This window comes from Legionella steigerwaltii (assembly GCF_001468065.1).
Lineage (GTDB): Bacteria > Pseudomonadota > Gammaproteobacteria > Legionellales > Legionellaceae > Legionella > Legionella steigerwaltii.
In genome coordinates, this window is sequence record NZ_LNYZ01000014.1 from 54,147 (window position 1) to 71,986 (window position 17,840).

A 17,840-nucleotide genomic window follows, 5' to 3' on the forward strand; every position below is an offset into this window, starting at 1 on the left:
GGGTTTCGCTCGCTTCACCCAGGCTACCAATCTCCTTCTTCAATTAATTCCCTCTTAAAACTCACTTTTTTATGAAAAATTGTTTGCAATTGTGTAAATCAATGTATGTACATCTTGTTTTTTAAATTTATTTTATGTTATAAAAAAGAACACATTTGATTTTTTCCTTTGATTAAATGAATTAGTCGCTGAACATTCGTGGGCACAGAGGTGGGTATGGCAACAAGTAGCGCAATTCTTCAATCTTTTCTTAGAGATGAATTAAAAGATAAAGAACTTGCTGATTTGAGCTTCGAGGAGTTGCTTAAGTACAGCAGAGCCGAATGTGGTCTTATCGAGATAGATCCAGGTCAGGTTAATTTTGCCGGTAAAGATGACGACATTGATTTTGCAACCCTCAGCCCATTACTCCATGGTAATAATGCCATCGTTTTGCAGGAAGGCGCGCTTTATTATGTAGATCTAAATGCAGATTCAAAAAGAGTAAGTATTCGCTTAATAGAAGAACCAGACGAACTAGATAGCACGGCACAGACTTCTGAGCAACTGAAATCCCTTCGCCTTCAAAAGCAATATAACCAATTAAAGCAGGCATGTTCTGAAAAGTATAAACGTGCTAGAGGGAAAGAGCTAGACTCTATTCGAGCTTTAACTGGTCGCGCGTTTACGGAACATCGCAGTGATGATTTTTTGCCTTCATTGGAGTTTTATTTAGGAATATTGGATAAGACTGACAGGGTTATGTTTCAGTATATGAATGAAAAGCAAAAGGAAGAGTTGACATTCAATCTGAAAATTACTCTTTTGCTTTTGGCGGCACAACAAAAGCACGAACAAGATTATCAAAAAACGGAAAACGCAAAAAAATATGGTGAATACATTAAAAGATGCTCAAAATTCCTTATCGAACTGGATCCTGAGTATCAAAGACGAATCGAAGACTATCCTAAAGAAGAGTATCCTGATCCTGAAAATATTATAAAAGTCGCACAAGCAGTAAAATTAGAACAACATGATGGGCAACCGCTAAAGTATTTGGGTATCCCCCTTGGGCAATTGCTGGCTAGAGATATTGTTGATTTATCTGGTGGTACGACAAAAACAATTAAAGATTATATGGGAGCCCTTAATGATAAGCGGCTGTATTGGGTATGGGGCTCAACTTTTTTAAAGACTGTAATAGGTACAATCTCTGAAGATTGGTTTTATCAACAACAAGCATCCTTTGCAATAAAAGCGCCTGATCCTTATACGGGGAATTTGAGCTGGATTTTATATTACGCGCGTTTTGCTCTGAATCTGTTTTTATTGCTCAAGCATACCATTAAAGGGTCATGGATGAGTGCCGAAGAAGCAAAAACACCTTGGCAGGAGCGCTTTTTAACCCAATGGTCATTAAGAAAATTTACCTTATTGAATGATTCATTTTGGGGAACGGCTAATATGGTTTGTTTTTTCTGGCTTACCGGAAAAAGTGTATTGGGTACTGCGGGGGACGCGCTCACTATTGCGCTATTAGTTTTTGACCTCGCCATAGCTATATGGGATTTTGAAGAGCAAAGAACAAAATATAATAAAGCCATGCTGCAATATGATGAGGATTTAGAAAGGTTAGCCAAGCGACTTCAAGCGCTTAAGGATTTAGAATTAACAAGCAAGCTTCAGGATGAAGAATTAAGAGAAAAGCGCCAAATTGAAATGCAAATTCGCACATTGGGACGTGAAAAGGCAAAGTGTGAGAGAGATTGGCAGCTGCAAAAAGTATCCTTAATTACTAATATTGTCTATGCTATAGGTTTGCTGGCGGCTTTTATGATCTTAACCATGCCGTTTATGCCTATAGCAGCACCGGCGTTAGCTACAATGGCCCTTGTTGGTGCGATATTGTGTCTTGCATTTACTGTTATTAATAATGCAGTCAAAGGAGGCATTGAACTGTATAAGACCGATAAGGCAATACAGGAGCAAGAAGATCAAGCGAAAGATTTAATTAAAACATTAAAAGAAAATTACAAGAAGCTTACTGAGGATGAAAGAAAACTTCTTTACTTGCAAATCAAACAATGTGAGGCGGAAACAGAGTATCAAAAGTTAACGAGAAGATATCAAATAGCAAGTTTAATACACAGTACTTTGATTCAACTCCTTGTTCCAGCTGTGGTTTTCGCGAGTTTAGTGTTTGTGCCTTTGGGCATAGGTATCCCTGCGCTTATTGTTGCAGTAGCGTTTGCATTTGCAACTCAGCTTCTAGTTGATGCTCTTTTTAAACCCGAGGAAAAAAAGGCATTAGAATTTGATAACACAGATTATCAGGAGTTTTGTGATAAGATTCTTCAAGACGACCAACCAAAACTTGAAGGCCCACGTTTCTCCTTTGGGGGTGAAAGTGAAAAGCAACCCTTATTGGAGTATGAAGGTTCAACGGATGTTCAAGGCGATATTCTTGCTATGCAGGCTGGTTGCTAGTATGTAGCCTGGGTGGAGGCTAAGCCATAACCCGGGCTCCTCTGCGCTGCCCCCAGGCTACAAGTGCTGATGATTCTATTCAGTCCTCGAATTGAGCACTTTATCCAAAAAAATTTCATTAAAATTCAATAAATTATATAAAAATAAAAAACTAGCATTCACTTTCTTCTTATGTATAATGTTTGAAAGAAGCCTGGTTGGAGTGCCTTAATGAAAAAGCTCACTACCCTGTTGTTGCTTGTTTTTTCTGTCAACGTTGTTGCTTCTGTAGCGTTCGGTGATGCATGCGATACGAGTGCAGGCATGTCCGATTCCTATGTTCTTGCACTGAGTTCACAACCTGGTTTTTGCCAAACTTATGGCTATGAAGCAGGTAAGCCAGAATGCATGCACTTACCTAAAAATTCGTACCAAGCAAAACACCTTACCCTCCATGGTTTGTGGCCTAATCAGAATGCTTGTGGTCAAAGTTATGGCTTTTGTGGTGTACAACAAAAATCCAGCCATTGTGCTTATCCTCCACTGAATTTGTCACCACAAGTGTCTGAAGATTTGAAAAAAATTATGCCCAGCTACAATTATGGAAGTTGTTTGGAACGTCACGAATGGAATAAGCACGGCAGTTGTCAAATTTTGTCTGCTGATGAGTATTTTTCTTTGGCGATGCGGTTGACTGAAGAAGTCGATCATTCTGCTTTGGGACAGTATCTCACCCAGCATCAAGGACAAAAAGTGACATTAACTGCTTTGCGGGAGATGGTAGTCCAAGCATTTGGTAAAAAGAATTCTGGAAAAGTTTATCTAGGTTGTAGAAATGGAATCTTGGTTGATATTTATATTGAATTACCAGCATTAATTCCTTTTAATGAATCTTTAGAGTCTCTAATCGATAATGCTCCGAATTCCCCGGTGAATGATACTTGCCCTACCAATGTGCTGCTTTCTAATTTTAATAAAGGATCTTGGTTTTAAGGTAGTCTGGGTGCGCGCAGCGGAACCCGGGAAGTGAGTCATAGAAAACCCGGGTTCCGCTACGCTGCACCCAGGCTACACCTTGCACATTGTCAGAACTTCCTCTAATGTAGAGGAATTATTGAATTAGGAATGAAATCTATGCAAAAGCGGTGTTACTTATTGATTCTAATTGTCTTTTTATTAACTGCTTGCGCGCATCATGGGCCTCGAAAAAAAACCGCATCTCCCTTGCCACTAGCCGTAAAGACGAAACAAGTCAGACAAGTTCCAGCGTTTAACCAGGTTGTTGTAGATGGACCATTCAGTGTTAATTTGCATACGGGCTATAAAGAGCCGCAAGTCATTTTATCAGGCGATGCTCGTGATTTAGCCACAGTAAAAGCAGAGGTCAAACAAAACACATTGTATTTGACTATGGGTAATCCACACGGCCCAGTTTATGCCGATGTTAGAGGCCAGTTCCTTAACCGTTTGATGGCTCAAGGTGTCCCTTTAATTAGAGGAAGTCAGATACGTACTAGTGTATTGGATGTCTATTTGGTAAAAACGGGAAATGTCCGATTAGGCGGCTCTATCGGTTTACGAGTGCTGGATGTAAAGGGGAAGGGTCTTGTCCAAATTGGTGGTATCTCCAGCCAAAACTTACAGATACATCTACAGGGCGATCCAAAGGTTCAGCTCGAAGGTGTTGCCAATTTAGCTAATTTGTCGATGTATGGAAACGCTTGGCTCAGTTTGTATTGGGTCAGAACGGATAACTTGACTGTTCGCGCAAAGCAGAAATCGACAATTCAATTAGCAGGTGCAGTAAATCGACTTGATGTTGAACTTTGGGGAAATGCACGATTTAAAGGACGTTATTTGCGTGCACAACGCAGTTTTGTAAGAACACACGGCCACTCCGTTGCAGAAATTTCAGTGGCGAAACATCAGAGCAATTTAGCTACGGATGCGAGTGACATTTATTATTTTAACCTGCCAACCACGCGAGCAGATTTTATGGCTTTTGATGGATCGGTATTGGATATGCGAGAATGGAATCAAGCTGAGTTGAAAGATTTTACTCGTTACAATAAACAATTCCCGTAAAAAGTAGAAGGTGAGTTTGCCCTCACCCCTACCCCTCTCCCGATAACGGGAGAGGGATTTTTTTCCTCCATAACTGAAAAGATAGTTTCACTCCCTTCTCCCCACATGGGGAGAAGGTGCCCGTTAGGGCGGGATGAGGGTAGAAACCTTAAATTTCCTTCATACCCGGCACCTTAGCTTTTAACTGGGGTGAAGAGTGTTCATTTTGGCTGTAAGATAGCCTTTGATTGACGCATTGAACAATCTGATCCAGATCATTATCCAATGGCAAAACGTGTGCCGAGTTAGCAAGCCAGTGTATTGTAGTGTTAGGTAAATGCGAAAACATCCTTTCTACTTCTTTTGAGGCAACAACCGCATCATGGGTACCTAAAAAAAGATCAATTGGACTGTTTGGTGCAACCCAAAGATGTTCACGAATCAAGGTAAACAATTCAATAAGTGCAGGAATGGGAATTCTTCTAAATGATATTTCAGCATATTTATTGGTGCAAAGGTTACCTGCTTGTCCTCGCAGCTCACAAAATCCAAGTGTTTTCAGCAGAGTAAGAAGCTTTAGGTTCTGATTAATGTTCATCTGCAGTTTTAAAGCAGGCGCTAAAAGAAACATATGATTGAATGTAAACGTCGTACTCAACTTGCATGCTAAAAGGCCACCAAGAGATAATCCCAGAACATCTACTTTTTGGTATTCCTTAAATAGCGCTTCACACTCCAGCATGGCCCAATTGAGCCAATCTTCAGCCTTGGCTTGTGCAAAGGCCGAGATGCTTTCCGCATGTCCTGGTAATGCTGGGCAAACTAATGCATCATAATGATTTAATTGAGGAATCAGGTAGCGATACACTGCGGGGGAGGAAGTAAACCCATGTAAAAGCAGGAGGGCATGATCTTTTTTGGGACCCTGTTGACTAATTGGCTCAAGCAGTGCCAAATCTTCCTTTTTTAAATCAAGCAGTTGTTTGCCACGACGCATATAACGAAAATCATTTTGATTAATAATCATTTCTTATTCCATTTGATGTTGCTATTTTTTTTTTTTTTTTTGCAAAGTTTTTGTAAATTATGGGTGAATATAATTCACAAAAAACGAATCCTGTTAAGATCTAGTGTATCTGAAAATATTGAATTCGCGCTATTTATTTAAGGGCAATGTTTCTTTTGATGTGCTATCTTTAATATAATAGGTGCAGAGATTATAGAGGTTAAGATAATGGGCACAGAAAAAACTCCTAAGGATCCAAAACCAGACACCAAGACTCCAGGTCCTACAAGCGACAAACCTACACCCCAACAGCCGCAGGCGATCACTCCTGACGTTTCTAAGGGGCCACAAAAGCAAACTGCTAAGAAAGAGGATAAGAAGCCTCAGCAGCAAGAGCCAGACACATCTAAGAAAAAACAGGAAGGCCAAAAAGAAGACAGCAAGAAACCCGCCATGCAGGAGTATCTGGAGAGTCTGGGAGAGATGGTTAAGGGTATTCAAGATGATATCAATGGTGGTTTAAAAGCAGGTGCAGGAAAACTTTGGGGTAAAGCCGCAGATTCTGACTTAGGAAAAGCCCTGGGTGGCTTGAAAGATGCTGTAAAAGCAAAAGCAGGCGAACTAGTAGACGCTAAACTAGACGAATTCAAGAAAACCGCAATAGGCAAAACGCTTACTGATGTTGCAAACACTGTGGGCTCAGTTAAAGATGCGATAACCTCTGCTCCTGGCAAATTGACTGATGCAGTGAGTGATGCACTGGTTAAAGCTATAACGGATGCTACAAAATCAGTAAGTCAAATTGGAGTCAAGAAAGAGCAGGAAAAGGCTGCAATCGAAGACGCAGAAAATGAAGACGTAGATGAAACGGTAAAAGCAGAAAATGATGAACAACAGGAAGAAGCTGTTTCGCCTGAAACAGGCTGGGGGAATTGGAGTGGTCAGTCCCTATTTGATGATGTAGAGACTGAACAACAGGAAGAAGCTGTTTCGCCTGAAACAGGCTGGGGGAATTGGGAGGGGCAGTCACTATTTGATGATGTAGAGATGTCTGCTCCTCTTAGTACCCAAACTGCTGATCCGGAGCAATCTCTCGGATCCGTGGAGAACTATGATCAAGTTACACCTGAACAACAAACACCAACTCCTTCTCCGGGTGTAACAGAAGAGTTAGAGGAAGGCATGACTAAAACGCTCTAACGAATTAATTTCTAATAATAAATACCAATGTAGCCTGGGTGTAGCGTAGCGAAACCCAGGGAAATCAACCAAGGAAAACCCGGGTTACGGCTTGCGCCTTCACCCAGGCTACAATGGATGAAGGTATTCTCTTAATTTCCACTCAATAATTTATGCGGTAAGCTTTCAATGCGACCGGCTTGGGTGACTACTACGTAGTTTAACTTGCGTTGCAGTTCGCTGATTGTATCAGCGCCAATATAAGTCAGACCGGATCTTAAAACCTACGATGTCAGTAAATGTAGTAAATGTAGCCTGGGTGAAGCGAAGCGTAACCCGGGGGAGTCCCCATTCGGAACCCCCGGGTTACGGCTTGCGCCTTCACCCAGGCTACAAATGTTCTCTTAATTTCCACTCAACAATTTATGCGGTAAGCTTTCAATGCGGCCGGCTTGGGTGACTACTACGTAGTTTAACTTGCGTTGCAGTTCGCTGATTGTGTCCGCACCGGCATAAGTTAGGCCGGATCTTAAACCACCTACGATGTCCGCAATAATTGCGTCTGGATTGTCTTTGAAGGGCACTTCAGTGGCCACGCCTTCAGCAGTTTTCCATTCATGCATTTGTCCTAAGAAGTTTTCCTGGGCTTCTTTGGATGCCATGCCACGGTAACGCTTCACTTTAGTACCATCTTGTTTTTGAATGACTTCCCCAGGCGTTGGCGAGGTACCTGCTAACATACCGCCTATCATCACAAAATCAGCACCAAAGGCTAATGCTTTGACGATATCTCCTGAGGTTCTAATGCCGCCATCAGCAACAACAGAGCGATCAGAGCGTGAACAATCCTGAATGCAGGTTAACATGGGGACGCCAAAACCTGTTTTAATGCGAGTACTGCATACTGAACCACCGCCAATACCTGCTTTAATGATGTCCGCACCACAGGAAGCAAGATAATCTGCACCTGCATAGGTGGCAACATTTCCAGCCATAATACAGCGATCAGCAAGTAGATGGCGTAAGCTTTTTAGCGTTTTACCTACGTATTTAGCATGGGCATGAGCTACATCCACACAGAAAAAATCAGCACCTGCATCACGTAATGCTTCTGCTCTTTCTAATTCAGCAGGAGTACAACCCACTGAGACAAAAACTTTATTTTGGCACTTTTTAAATTCTTTAATGTTTTCTTCGACGGTCATAAAGCGGTGTAAGGCGCCCATAGCACCTTTAGAGCTCATGAAATTAGCCATAGTACTCTCAGTAATCGTATCCATATTGGAACTGATTACAGGAAGTTCCAGGGTTAGCTTACCCAGTCTGTCACTACTTGTGGTTTCTACTACTCTTCTTGATTCGTGGTGGTTGTATGAAGGAACAAGTAGAACGTCATCAAAGGTGATGGCTTGATCGGTCATGGTAAATCCTTAAAGTACATAGGTTCTGTTTCCATTTCTACTATCTTAGCCAAACTGTTCTGATTTTCTGCGCTCCGATGCGCACATACTCTGTGTATGCTGCGCTTCGGTACTCGAAAATCAAGCCATTTTGGCTCAAGCTAGCGAAGTGGAAACAGACCCTGCCTCTTGGTCAAACTGCCCTGATTTTCTGCGTTTCGATGCGCACATACTCCGTGTATACTGCGCTTCGGTACTCGAAAATCACGCCATTTTGACTCAAGCTAGCGAAATTTAAACAGGCCCTACTATAAATGTTCCGCAGCATAAAATGCAAGTCTTGAGCGTTCCCCACGTGTTAGGCTCATATGGGCGCTATGTTCCCAGTGTTTAAAGCGATCAACTGCAAAAGTTAACCCTGAAGTCGTTTCACTCAAATATGGGGTATCTATTTGTTTGATATCACCAAGACAAATAATTTTAGATCCAGGGCCTGCACGTGTAACCAAAGTCTTTATTTGTTTTGGGGTTAAGTTTTGAGCCTCATCAATGATGATGTAACGATTTAAAAAGGTGCGGCCACGCATGAAGTTCAAAGAACGGATTTTAATTTTATTTTGCAATAAGTCTTGCGTTGCGCCACGTCCAAAAGTACCACCCACTTGTGAACTGTGTAGAACCTCTAAGTTATCCATTAACGCGCCCATCCACGGGGTCATTTTTTCTTCTTCAGTTCCTGGAAGGAACCCAATGTCTTCGCCTACAGGGATCGTCACACGGGTCATTAAAATCTCTGAGTAACGGTTTTGATCCAAGACTTGGGTTAACCCTGCAGCAATTGTGAGTAATGTTTTTCCTGTTCCTGCAGGACCTTGTAGGCTGACAAAATCGATATCCGGATCCATAAGCAGGTTTAGGGAGAAGTTTTGTTCACGATTTTTAGCATGAATTCCCCATACAGAATGTTTTGTATAATCACGGACTAACTGAATTACTGCATGATCACTTTCCAAATTTTTCACGATGGCTTGGAACTGATCATCTTCGGTGCTGATGCAATCATTGGGGTTCCATTGATTGATTAATGGCCCCATTACTTTATAAAAGGTTTTGCCGCTTTCTTGCCATGACTCCATATCTTTAGCATGGGTATCCCAGAAATTATTATCCAGAATGTGTAAGCCTCTGTGCAACAGATTGACATCATCAAGTACCTGATCACTGTAATAATCTTCTGCAAGAATTCCTAGTATTCCAGCTTTAATACGCAAGTTAATGTCTTTTGACACAATAATTACTTGCTTTTTCCCCGCATGTTTTTTTTGTAAACCCAAAGCAGTAGCAAGAATTGTATTGTCTACTTTATGTCCGGGAAGAGTCGATGGGACAACCTGGTCGAATTCATCCGTTTGAAAAAATAACTTTCCGCTGCACTTTTTTTTATCTGAGTGTAAATAATTGGGTATTTCCAATCCGGAGACAATTTGTTCATGAGAGGAATTACTCATGAGCTCCACCAACATTCGGTTGGTTTGGCGCACGTTACGTGCTACTTCTGATGTACCCATTTTATGATTGTCTAATTCTTCCAGCACAACCATTGGCAAATAGATATCATGCTCTTCAAAATGATAGATGGCTGTAGGATCATGCATTAAAATATTGGTATCAAGTACAAACAGTTTCCGACGGGTATTGCTATTATCCATAAAAAATTCACCTTGTGATTAAAAACATGTAGCCTGGGTGAGGGCGTAGCCGTAACCCGGGGTAAGTGGTGAGAAAATTTCCCGGGTTACGGCTACGCCTTCACCCAGGCTACAATTATTTGATTGCTTCCTTCATTCTGCTTAGGGGATGAGACTCAGTCAAGAATTTTATTTTAATGTACTGAGTATTTCATCGACATGACCTTTGACACTTACTTTTCGCCATTCTTTGCTTAATTTTCCCTGAGGGTCAATGATGAATGTGCTGCGTTCGATTCCGCGCACTTGTTTCCCATACATGGATTTCATTTTAATCACATCAAACAATTGGCATATGTGTTCGTCTTGATCACTAATAAGTTCGAAAGGAAAGTTTTGTTTGGCTTTAAAATTCTCATGTGATTTCAAACTGTCGCGAGAAATTCCAAATATCTGGGTATTTAATTTTTGGAACTGAGGATATGCATCACGAAAATCCTGTCCTTCTGTAGTACAACCTGGTGTTGCATCCTTAGGATAAAAATAAAGGACGACATATTGTCCTCGATAATCATGCAGGCGCGCATTGAGTCCACTCGTTGCCGCGAAAGCAAAATCGGGTATGGAGTCACCTATATTCATTAATCTCTCCCTGTTTTTTTCATTATGCGCGAACGATCTCTTTGCCATTCACGATCTTTAATGGAGTCTCGTTTATCATGCTCCTTTTTACCTTTGGCCAGAGCAATTTTTATTTTTATGTTATTTTTTTTCCAATATAAAGAAAGTGGAACTATAGTATAGCCTTGACGTTCAACACTTCCGATGAGGTGATTCAATTCTTTTTTATTTAACAGCAGCTTACGCGTACGTATCGGGTCAGGGATAGAATGAGTCGAGGCAGTGATAAGCGGTTGAATCTGCGCACCCAGTAAAAAGGCTTCGCTGTTTTTGATAATAATATGCGCATCAGATAAATTTATTTTTCCTGCGCGCAAGCTTTTGACTTCCCAGCCCTCAAGTACGAGGCCCGCTTCGTATTGATCTTCAATAAAATAGTTGAAGCCTGCTTTGCGATTCATCACTATGGTTGAATCGGATTGTTTTTTGTTAGTCATATTTATTCTTTGACGCGATCGTGTTTGTAATCCAGTGGTAATTGAGGATAGACTCGATTTAATTGATCATCAACTGCGACGCGATTATCAAAAACAAAACATTGTCCTTCCCAGAGCGATTTTTCTTTGGGCATTTTTTCAATATAGTTGAGAATGCCATCATGCAAATGATAGACATTTTCAAAACCCAAGTCTTTTAAATAAGCAGTGGATTTTTCGCAGCGTATCCCACCCGTGCAAAACATAGCAATTTTTTTATCTTTTTTATCGCTCAACTGTTCACGCACATATTGGGGAAAATCACGAAAATTCTCTGTAGTGGGGTTGATGGCATTTTTGAATGTACCCAATTCAAATTCATAATCATTACGGGTATCAATTAACACCACATCAGGATCTTGAATTAATTCGTTCCACTCTTCAGGACTCAGATAAGTACCCACAGTTTTCAGCGGGTCAACATTATTAATGCCCATAGTTACGATTTCTTTGCGAAGTTTGACCTTAGATTTTTCAAAGGGATTTTCTTTATCAAAAGTTTCTTTAAATCTTAAATCAGCCAAACGCTCATCTTGACGGATGAATTGATAAAATAGATCCATTTGTTCACGCGTGCCGGCAAAACTTCCATTGATTCCTTCAGAGGCCAGTATAATCGTTCCCTTGATTTTGATTTCATGCATTTGAGCAAGCAAAGGCTCACGCATTGTTTCAAAATCTTCTAAGGAAACAAATTTATAAAATGAAGCAATCACTATTTCGTTCATCATACTACCTGAAAAATAACCAAAAATAATCGACAAAAATTACCATTTACACAGAATTTAATCAATAGGCTTGAATTAAATGCACCCTATGTTTCGTTTAAATGTGAAGCAAAAGTTAACTAAATGCGTTGACAAAAACTAACCAGCGATCATACTGTTATATACCCGAGAAACTTTGAAATGCTAAGTTTGGGATGACTGATTAAAATAGCATTTTGAAGTTTCTTGGGTAGATACCAAAGCTATCTGTGTTTTTCTTTCTGCTGGCTTTATAAGGAGATAATATGGCACATTACATTCGGAAGTTGCGTTGGTTCTTTATCCTTTGTTTCTTTGTCCCGGTCATGAGTTTTGCCGCCATTCCCGTAAAAACTATGGTTGTTTTTGGCGACAGTTTATCCGATACAGGGAATACTACCCATTTACTTAAAAGTTTACGTCAGGAAGAAAATCCTGCTTTTTTAGTAGCGCCTTTTAAAGCATTTGTACTCAATAAGATGGTTGAGTTTGCTGAAGAATATTATGTACCACAAATGGTTTTGGATTCAGGAATCGCGGTAGTTACCGATTTCTTTGATAATCAATTGGCACCCTACATTGCCAATTTAGTCAGTAAAATTAAATTGGTGCCTGTGTTACCAGGAAAACCATACTGGAATGCACGTTTCTCTAATGGTCTGGTATGGAATGAATATTTAGCAAAAATGCTTTCCATTTCTTCTGAAGACGAAGAAGTTTATTTGAACCGTGCTTTTGGCGGAAGCTGGGCAGCAACTTATGATTATCAACTGACCGTATGGAATTTAATTCGCCATCCATTAGGAACAATCAAAAATCTGATTGTAGGTAAATTGGTTCCACCCAGCCTTGGCTTAACGGTACAAGCGTATTTGCTGGAACATCCAAAATTAAGTGATGAAACCGTATTTTTTATTTTCACAGGCAGTAATGATTACATTAATGTCTTGTTCTTTGAAGATAATTACAACACAGAAGTGATGAGTACCTATGTTGATAACGTTCTATCAGGTGCTGGTTCTGCTGTGATGAAATTAATGCAAGCCGGTGCACGTCGTTTTGTGATTATGGGACTGCCTCGCATAGGAGACACTCCTCGCCTGGTGCAAACCACTGATAGAGAAGTTTTGAATAATGCAATTGATATGCATAATGAGCGTCTTCAAAATCGTATGAAAGAATGGGCAAAGATCTATCCTGACTCTAATTTTCTTTACATCGATATGGGCGATTATTTATCACGCGCTTTAAAAAACCCAGAAACTTATGGATTTACTAATACGACTGAAGCATGTATTGATGTGAAGCTTCCTATGTATGATTCATTCCGCAACTCACCTTTTGCGAATAACTATGTATTACGTTATGCACAAGTACTTCAGTACAGGGATGCGAGTTTTGCGGCTGGGGATACAAACTATCATGTATGCAATACTCCTGATAGTTATTTATTCTGGGATGAAATTCATCCAAGCACCCGTGCCCATGGGCTACTTGCTTTTGAAGTGTGTAAGGCTATGAAATATCACGGATATGACGTAACCTGTCAAAATCCTATGGAATAAATTTATTGTGAGTCGCTAGGGTTTTTCTAGTGTAGCCTGGGTGGGTAACCCAGGCTTTCTTTTTGAAACGTCTATAACGGCCGTATTCAATGTTTGATTTTAGAGGATAATTTACATTATCGTCCTTTCTAGATCGTAATGAATCATGTTAGTGATTTACAAATGTTTATGGCATAATTGCCCTTTTTTTATTGATATATCGTTCATACGCGGTTGTTGAAACGAGGAGCAGGTTTATGTGTGGGATTATTGGCGCTGTATCTGAAAGGGATATCAGTAAAATTTTACTGGAAGGATTACGTCGTTTGGAATATAGAGGTTATGATTCTGCCGGGATTGCGGTAATCGATAATCAAGAACATTTAAAACGCGTACGAATTCAGGGTAAGGTACAAAATTTAGCTAATGCGATGCAAGAAACTGCTATTGCTGGTAATACCGGGATTGCGCACACAAGATGGGCGACACATGGTAAACCTTCTGAGCAAAATGCACATCCTCATTTATCCCACGGACAAATTGCTTTAGTACACAATGGTATTATTGAAAATCATGAAAAATTGCGCCATGAGTTAATGATGAAAGGCTATCAGTTCACTTCTGAAACCGATACAGAGGTAGCTGCACATTTAATTCATTACTATTATCAACAGAGTGAAAATTTACTCGAAGCAGTACAAACCGCTGCTGCAGAAATGGAAGGTGCGTTTGCTTTAGGTGTTATTCATCAACAAAGACCAATGGAGCTCGTTGCTGTTCGTAAAGGCAGTCCCTTGGTTGTCGGTTTGGGTATTGGTGAGAATTTTATCGCTTCTGATGGGCTGGCATTAAAGTCTTTTGCACAATCAGTGATCTATTTAGAAGAAGGTGACAGTGCCTTTGTTACTTCAAAAAGCATAGTAATCTATGATTCATCGAAATCAGTTGTTGAGCGCCCTCTTCATCCTTTAACAAGTGATGCTGAAACGGTAAGCAAAGGACCTTATCGACATTTTATGCTCAAAGAGATCTTTGAGCAATCTAAGGTACTGACTGATACTTTGGAGGGTCGAGTCAATAGTATCGAAGTACTTAAAGCCAGTTTTGGTGAACGAGCCTCTCATATATTTCCAATGGTAAAACAAATCCATATTGTTGCCTGTGGTACCAGTTATCATGCCGGGATGATTGCCAAATATTGGTTGGAGTCTCTAGCTGGATTGCCCACTCAAGTTGAAATCGCTAGTGAATATCGTTATCGCGATGTTGTCGTACCTCAAGATACTTTATTTATTACTGTTTCCCAATCAGGAGAAACGGCAGATACACTCGCTGCCTTGCAAAAAGCAAAAAGTATGGATTATTTGGCTACTTTGGCTATTTGTAATGTTGCAACAAGTACTTTAGTCAGGGAAGCAGATTGTGTGTTCCTAACTCGTGCTGGAGTTGAGATTGGTGTGGCGTCTACTAAAGCATTTACCACTCAATTAGCTGCATTTTTGATGTTAGCCGCATCGCTATCTCATGATAATCGGGCTAATGAAGTCTTAAAACAATTGCAAGAGCTGCCTGCATGTTGTGAGCGAGCATTAAAGATGAATGAGGAAATCGAAGAGCTTGCCTCCTTATTTGTTAATAAAGCACATGCTTTATTTTTAGGCCGTGGAGTTCAGTACCCAGTCGCTCTTGAAGGTGCTTTAAAATTAAAGGAAATTTCTTATATTCACGCGGAAGCTTATCCTTCCGGAGAATTAAAACATGGCCCCTTGGCTTTAGTTGATGAAAACATGCCTGTGGTTGCTGTTGCTCCTAATGATGAACTTTTGGATAAATTAAAATCCAATTTACATGAAGTGAGTGCTCGCGGTGGTCAATTGTTTGTTTTTGTTGATAACAGTCAAAACTGGCAAGCAAATGGAGCTCGCTTAATTAAAGTACCTTACTGTGGTTTATGGGTTGCTCCAATCGTTTATACGATTCCTTTGCAGTTATTGGCTTATCATGTTGCTGTTGCTAAAGGTACTGATGTTGATCAACCACGTAATCTTGCCAAATCAGTGACGGTTGAGTAATAATGTGGCGGTTTTTTAAACGACTCACCCGGAACGGTCAGTAAGGTTTAGGGGGAGGTAATCAGATTGTTCTATATTTATGTTTTACGGGGATGTAAATGACTCAAGAGATGTTGAGATTAGCTGCGATTATTGCGCAAGAAATTAAAGTGAAACCAGCGCAGGTAGAAGCAGCCATTCGTCTGCTCAATGAGGGGGCAACAGTTCCTTTCATTGCTCGTTATCGCAAGGAAGCCACCGAAGGACTAGATGATGTGCAACTTCGCTTTATTGATGAACGTGTACTGTATTTGCGTGAATTAGATGAGCGTCGCGCTGTAGTGTTGCAGTCCATCCGAGAGCAAGAGAAACTAACTCCCGAGCTTGAAAAGAGCATTTTGGCTGCAGACACTAAAACACGTCTTGAAGATTTATATCTGCCCTTTAGACCCAAGCGTCGGACTAAAGCACAAATTGCCATAGAAGCAGGCTTAGATCCATTAGCTCAGACACTTTGGAAAAATCCTGATCAGGATCCTGAAGAACTAGCCATTCAATTTATCAATCCTGAAGCAGGTGTTGATGATGCAAAAGCAGCATTAGAAGGTGCACGACACATATTAATGGAGCATTTTGCTGAAGATGCTGATTTAATTAACGAGCTGCGCGAATACTTGTGGCAGCATAGTATCGTCAAATCAATAGGCAGTTCCAAGAAAAAAGAAACTGTAAACAAGTTTTCAGATTACTTTGATTATGCTGAAGCGATTAAAAAGATCCCTTCGCATCGTGCTTTAGCTTTATTCCGCGGCCGTCGAGAAAGTGTTTTACAAGTGAGTCTCACTTTACCCGAACACGACGCCACGTATGGTGAAAATAAATTAGCTGAGCATTTCAATATTGCTGACCAACAAAGAAAAGCTGATAGTTGGTTGCTTGAAACAGTACGCCTGACTTGGAAGATAAAATTATTTACTAAGTTAGAGTTGGAATTACTCACTCGCCTACGAGAAATGGCAGATGAAGAAGCAATAAAAGTATTTTCTAGAAATTTACGTGACTTGTTACTGGCTGCGCCAGCTGGTCCACAAATCACCATTGGTCTTGATCCTGGAATCAGAACAGGTGTTAAAGTGGTTGTCGTTGATGCAACCGGCAAGTTATTGGATTACACCGTTATTTTTCCATTTGCGCCACAGAATGAGTGGCATCAAGCAATAACTGATTTGGCTAAATTAGCAGCAAAATATCAGGTTAACTTAATCAGTATTGGTAATGGAACAGGCTCTCGTGAAACAGAACGTTTGGTAAGTGATTTAGTAAAAATGTACCCAGACTTAAAATTAACTAAAGTGATTGTGAGTGAAGCAGGTGCATCGGTTTACTCCGCTTCGGAAATTGCTTCTCAGGAATTCCCTGATTTAGATGTTACTTTGAGAGGGGCTGTTTCTATTGCACGTCGACTCCAAGATCCTCTTGCTGAATTAGTCAAAATCGAAGCCAAATCGATTGGAGTAGGCCAATACCAACATGATGTCAATCAAACTCGTTTGGCACGTTGTCTGGATGGTGTGGTAGAAGATTGTGTGAATGCCGTTGGTGTTGATGTAAATACTGCTTCGGCTGCTTTATTATCCCATGTCTCTGGTCTTAATGAGTCTCTTGCCAAAAATATAGTGCTTTATCGTGATGAACATGGGGCATTTAAAAACCGGATGGAATTAAAAAATATAAGTCGTATGGGTGAAAAAGCATTTCAACAAGCAGCAGGCTTTTTACGCATCATGCACGGAGATAATCCTTTGGATGCCTCTTGTGTTCATCCAGAAGCTTATCCTTTAGTAGAAAAAATTATTGCAGATAAAAAAATTGATATTAAAAAACTGATAGGCAATAAAGACGTATTACACAGTGTGAATGCAGAACAATTTGTTGATGAGCAATTTGGTTTGCCTACAATAAGAGATGTGTTGCGTGAATTGGAAAAGCCTGGCCGTGACCCCAGACCGGAATTTAAAACCGCACAATTCAAGGAAGGCGTTGAAGACATCGAACATTTACACGAAGGGATGATCCTTGAAGGAGTCGTCAGTAATGTAACTAACTTCGGTGCTTTTGTGGATATTGGAGTTCATCAGGATGGCTTGGTGCATATTTCAGCGATGACGAATAAATTTATTTCTGATCCACGTACCGTAGTGAAGGCCGGCGATATCGTGACGGTCAAGGTTATTGAAGTAGATAAAGAAAGAAAACGCATTGGCTTAAGTATGAAACTGGAGGATGCACCTGCGAGCCAGCCTGTTAAAAAAGTTGCAAAAACATCTGAAGTGAAAAAGCAACCGCAAGTTAAAAAAGCAGAATATAAGAAAAAACCTGAGGCTAAAAAAGTTGAGCCGGTTAAAAAGACTGTATTCAATACAGCAATGGCAGATGCATTAGCGAAATTAAAACGTAATTAAAAAGCTGGTGGTAGCCTGGGTGCAGCGCAGCGAAACCCGGGATGAGACGTTTTATTCATACCGGGAATCCTGGGTTTCGCTGCGCTGCACCCAGGCTA

General features: G+C 40.5%; 13 protein-coding genes and 1 pseudogene. 7 read left to right on the forward strand and 7 right to left on the reverse strand.

Translation table 11 applies throughout. From position 1 onward, the window contains the following. Positions 1-216 precede the first annotated feature (216 nt). The 3 genes from Lstg_RS11060 to Lstg_RS11070 all read left to right on the forward strand — a co-directional run bounded on the left by Lstg_RS11060 (position 217) and on the right by Lstg_RS11070 (position 4,530). Positions 217-2,466, forward strand: a complete 2,250-nt coding sequence (locus Lstg_RS11060; RefSeq protein WP_058477743.1) for a hypothetical protein — start codon at positions 217-219, stop codon at positions 2,464-2,466. Positions 2,467-2,676: 210 nt separating this feature from the next. Next, a complete protein-coding gene (locus Lstg_RS11065) occupies positions 2,677-3,438 on the forward strand; it encodes a ribonuclease T2 family protein (RefSeq protein ID WP_058477744.1) in 762 nt (253 codons plus the stop codon). A gap of 141 nt (positions 3,439-3,579) precedes the next feature. Continuing rightward, positions 3,580-4,530, forward strand: a complete 951-nt coding sequence (locus tag Lstg_RS11070) for a GIN domain-containing protein (RefSeq protein WP_058477745.1) — start codon at positions 3,580-3,582, stop codon at positions 4,528-4,530. Positions 4,531-4,678: 148 nt separating this feature from the next. Here Lstg_RS11070 and Lstg_RS11075 read toward each other — a convergent pair whose 3' ends face one another. Next, positions 4,679-5,536 carry an alpha/beta hydrolase gene (locus Lstg_RS11075; RefSeq protein ID WP_238585415.1) on the reverse strand — a complete coding sequence of 286 codons (858 nt, stop codon included), beginning with the start codon at positions 5,534-5,536 and terminating at the stop codon, positions 4,679-4,681. 207 nt (positions 5,537-5,743) lie between these two features. On the opposite strand from Lstg_RS11075, the gene Lstg_RS11080 reads away from it, so the two are divergent. Beyond that, positions 5,744-6,715 carry a hypothetical protein gene (locus tag Lstg_RS11080; protein WP_058477746.1) on the forward strand — a complete coding sequence of 324 codons (972 nt, stop codon included), beginning with the start codon at positions 5,744-5,746 and terminating at the stop codon, positions 6,713-6,715. A 131-nt stretch (positions 6,716-6,846) separates the two neighbouring features. Here Lstg_RS11080 and Lstg_RS17700 read toward each other — a convergent pair. From Lstg_RS17700 to trhO, 6 genes and pseudogenes are all read right to left on the reverse strand, one after another. Beyond that, positions 6,847-6,975: pseudogene (locus Lstg_RS17700) on the reverse strand (IMP dehydrogenase); the annotation flags it as partial. 123 nt (positions 6,976-7,098) lie between these two features. Further along, positions 7,099-8,115 (reverse strand): guanosine monophosphate reductase, encoded by a 1,017-nt coding sequence (locus tag Lstg_RS11085; protein WP_058477747.1) that lies wholly within the window; start codon positions 8,113-8,115, stop codon positions 7,099-7,101. Positions 8,116-8,402: 287 nt separating this feature from the next. Beyond that, on the reverse strand, positions 8,403-9,803 hold the full coding sequence (locus Lstg_RS11090) for a PhoH family protein (protein WP_058477748.1): 1,401 nt from the start codon (positions 9,801-9,803) through the stop codon (positions 8,403-8,405). A gap of 168 nt (positions 9,804-9,971) precedes the next feature. Continuing rightward, entirely contained in the window at positions 9,972-10,424 is a 453-nt protein-coding gene (locus Lstg_RS11095) for a peroxiredoxin (protein WP_058477749.1), read from the reverse strand. Further along, entirely contained in the window at positions 10,424-10,900 is a 477-nt protein-coding gene (gene smpB / locus Lstg_RS11100) for an SsrA-binding protein SmpB (RefSeq protein WP_058477750.1), read from the reverse strand. Before smpB ends, Lstg_RS11095 begins: the two co-directional genes overlap by 1 nt. A gap of 2 nt (positions 10,901-10,902) precedes the next feature. Beyond that, positions 10,903-11,667 (reverse strand): oxygen-dependent tRNA uridine(34) hydroxylase TrhO, encoded by a 765-nt coding sequence (trhO, locus tag Lstg_RS11105; RefSeq protein ID WP_058477751.1) that lies wholly within the window; start codon positions 11,665-11,667, stop codon positions 10,903-10,905. A gap of 284 nt (positions 11,668-11,951) precedes the next feature. On the opposite strand from trhO, the gene plaC reads away from it, so the two are divergent. The 3 genes from plaC to Lstg_RS11120 all read left to right on the forward strand — a co-directional run bounded on the left by plaC (position 11,952) and on the right by Lstg_RS11120 (position 17,742). Then, on the forward strand, positions 11,952-13,250 hold the full coding sequence (gene plaC, locus Lstg_RS11110; RefSeq protein WP_058477752.1) for a lysophospholipase/glycerophospholipid:cholesterol acyltransferase PlaC: 1,299 nt from the start codon (positions 11,952-11,954) through the stop codon (positions 13,248-13,250). 236 nt (positions 13,251-13,486) lie between these two features. After that, positions 13,487-15,301, forward strand: coding sequence for a glutamine--fructose-6-phosphate transaminase (isomerizing) (gene glmS / locus Lstg_RS11115; protein ID WP_058477753.1), 1,815 nt, complete (start codon positions 13,487-13,489; stop codon positions 15,299-15,301). Between the two features lie 98 nt (positions 15,302-15,399). Then, complete coding sequence (locus Lstg_RS11120) at positions 15,400-17,742, forward strand: Tex family protein (protein WP_058477754.1); 2,343 nt, start codon at positions 15,400-15,402, stop codon at positions 17,740-17,742. Positions 17,743-17,840 lie beyond the last annotated feature (98 nt).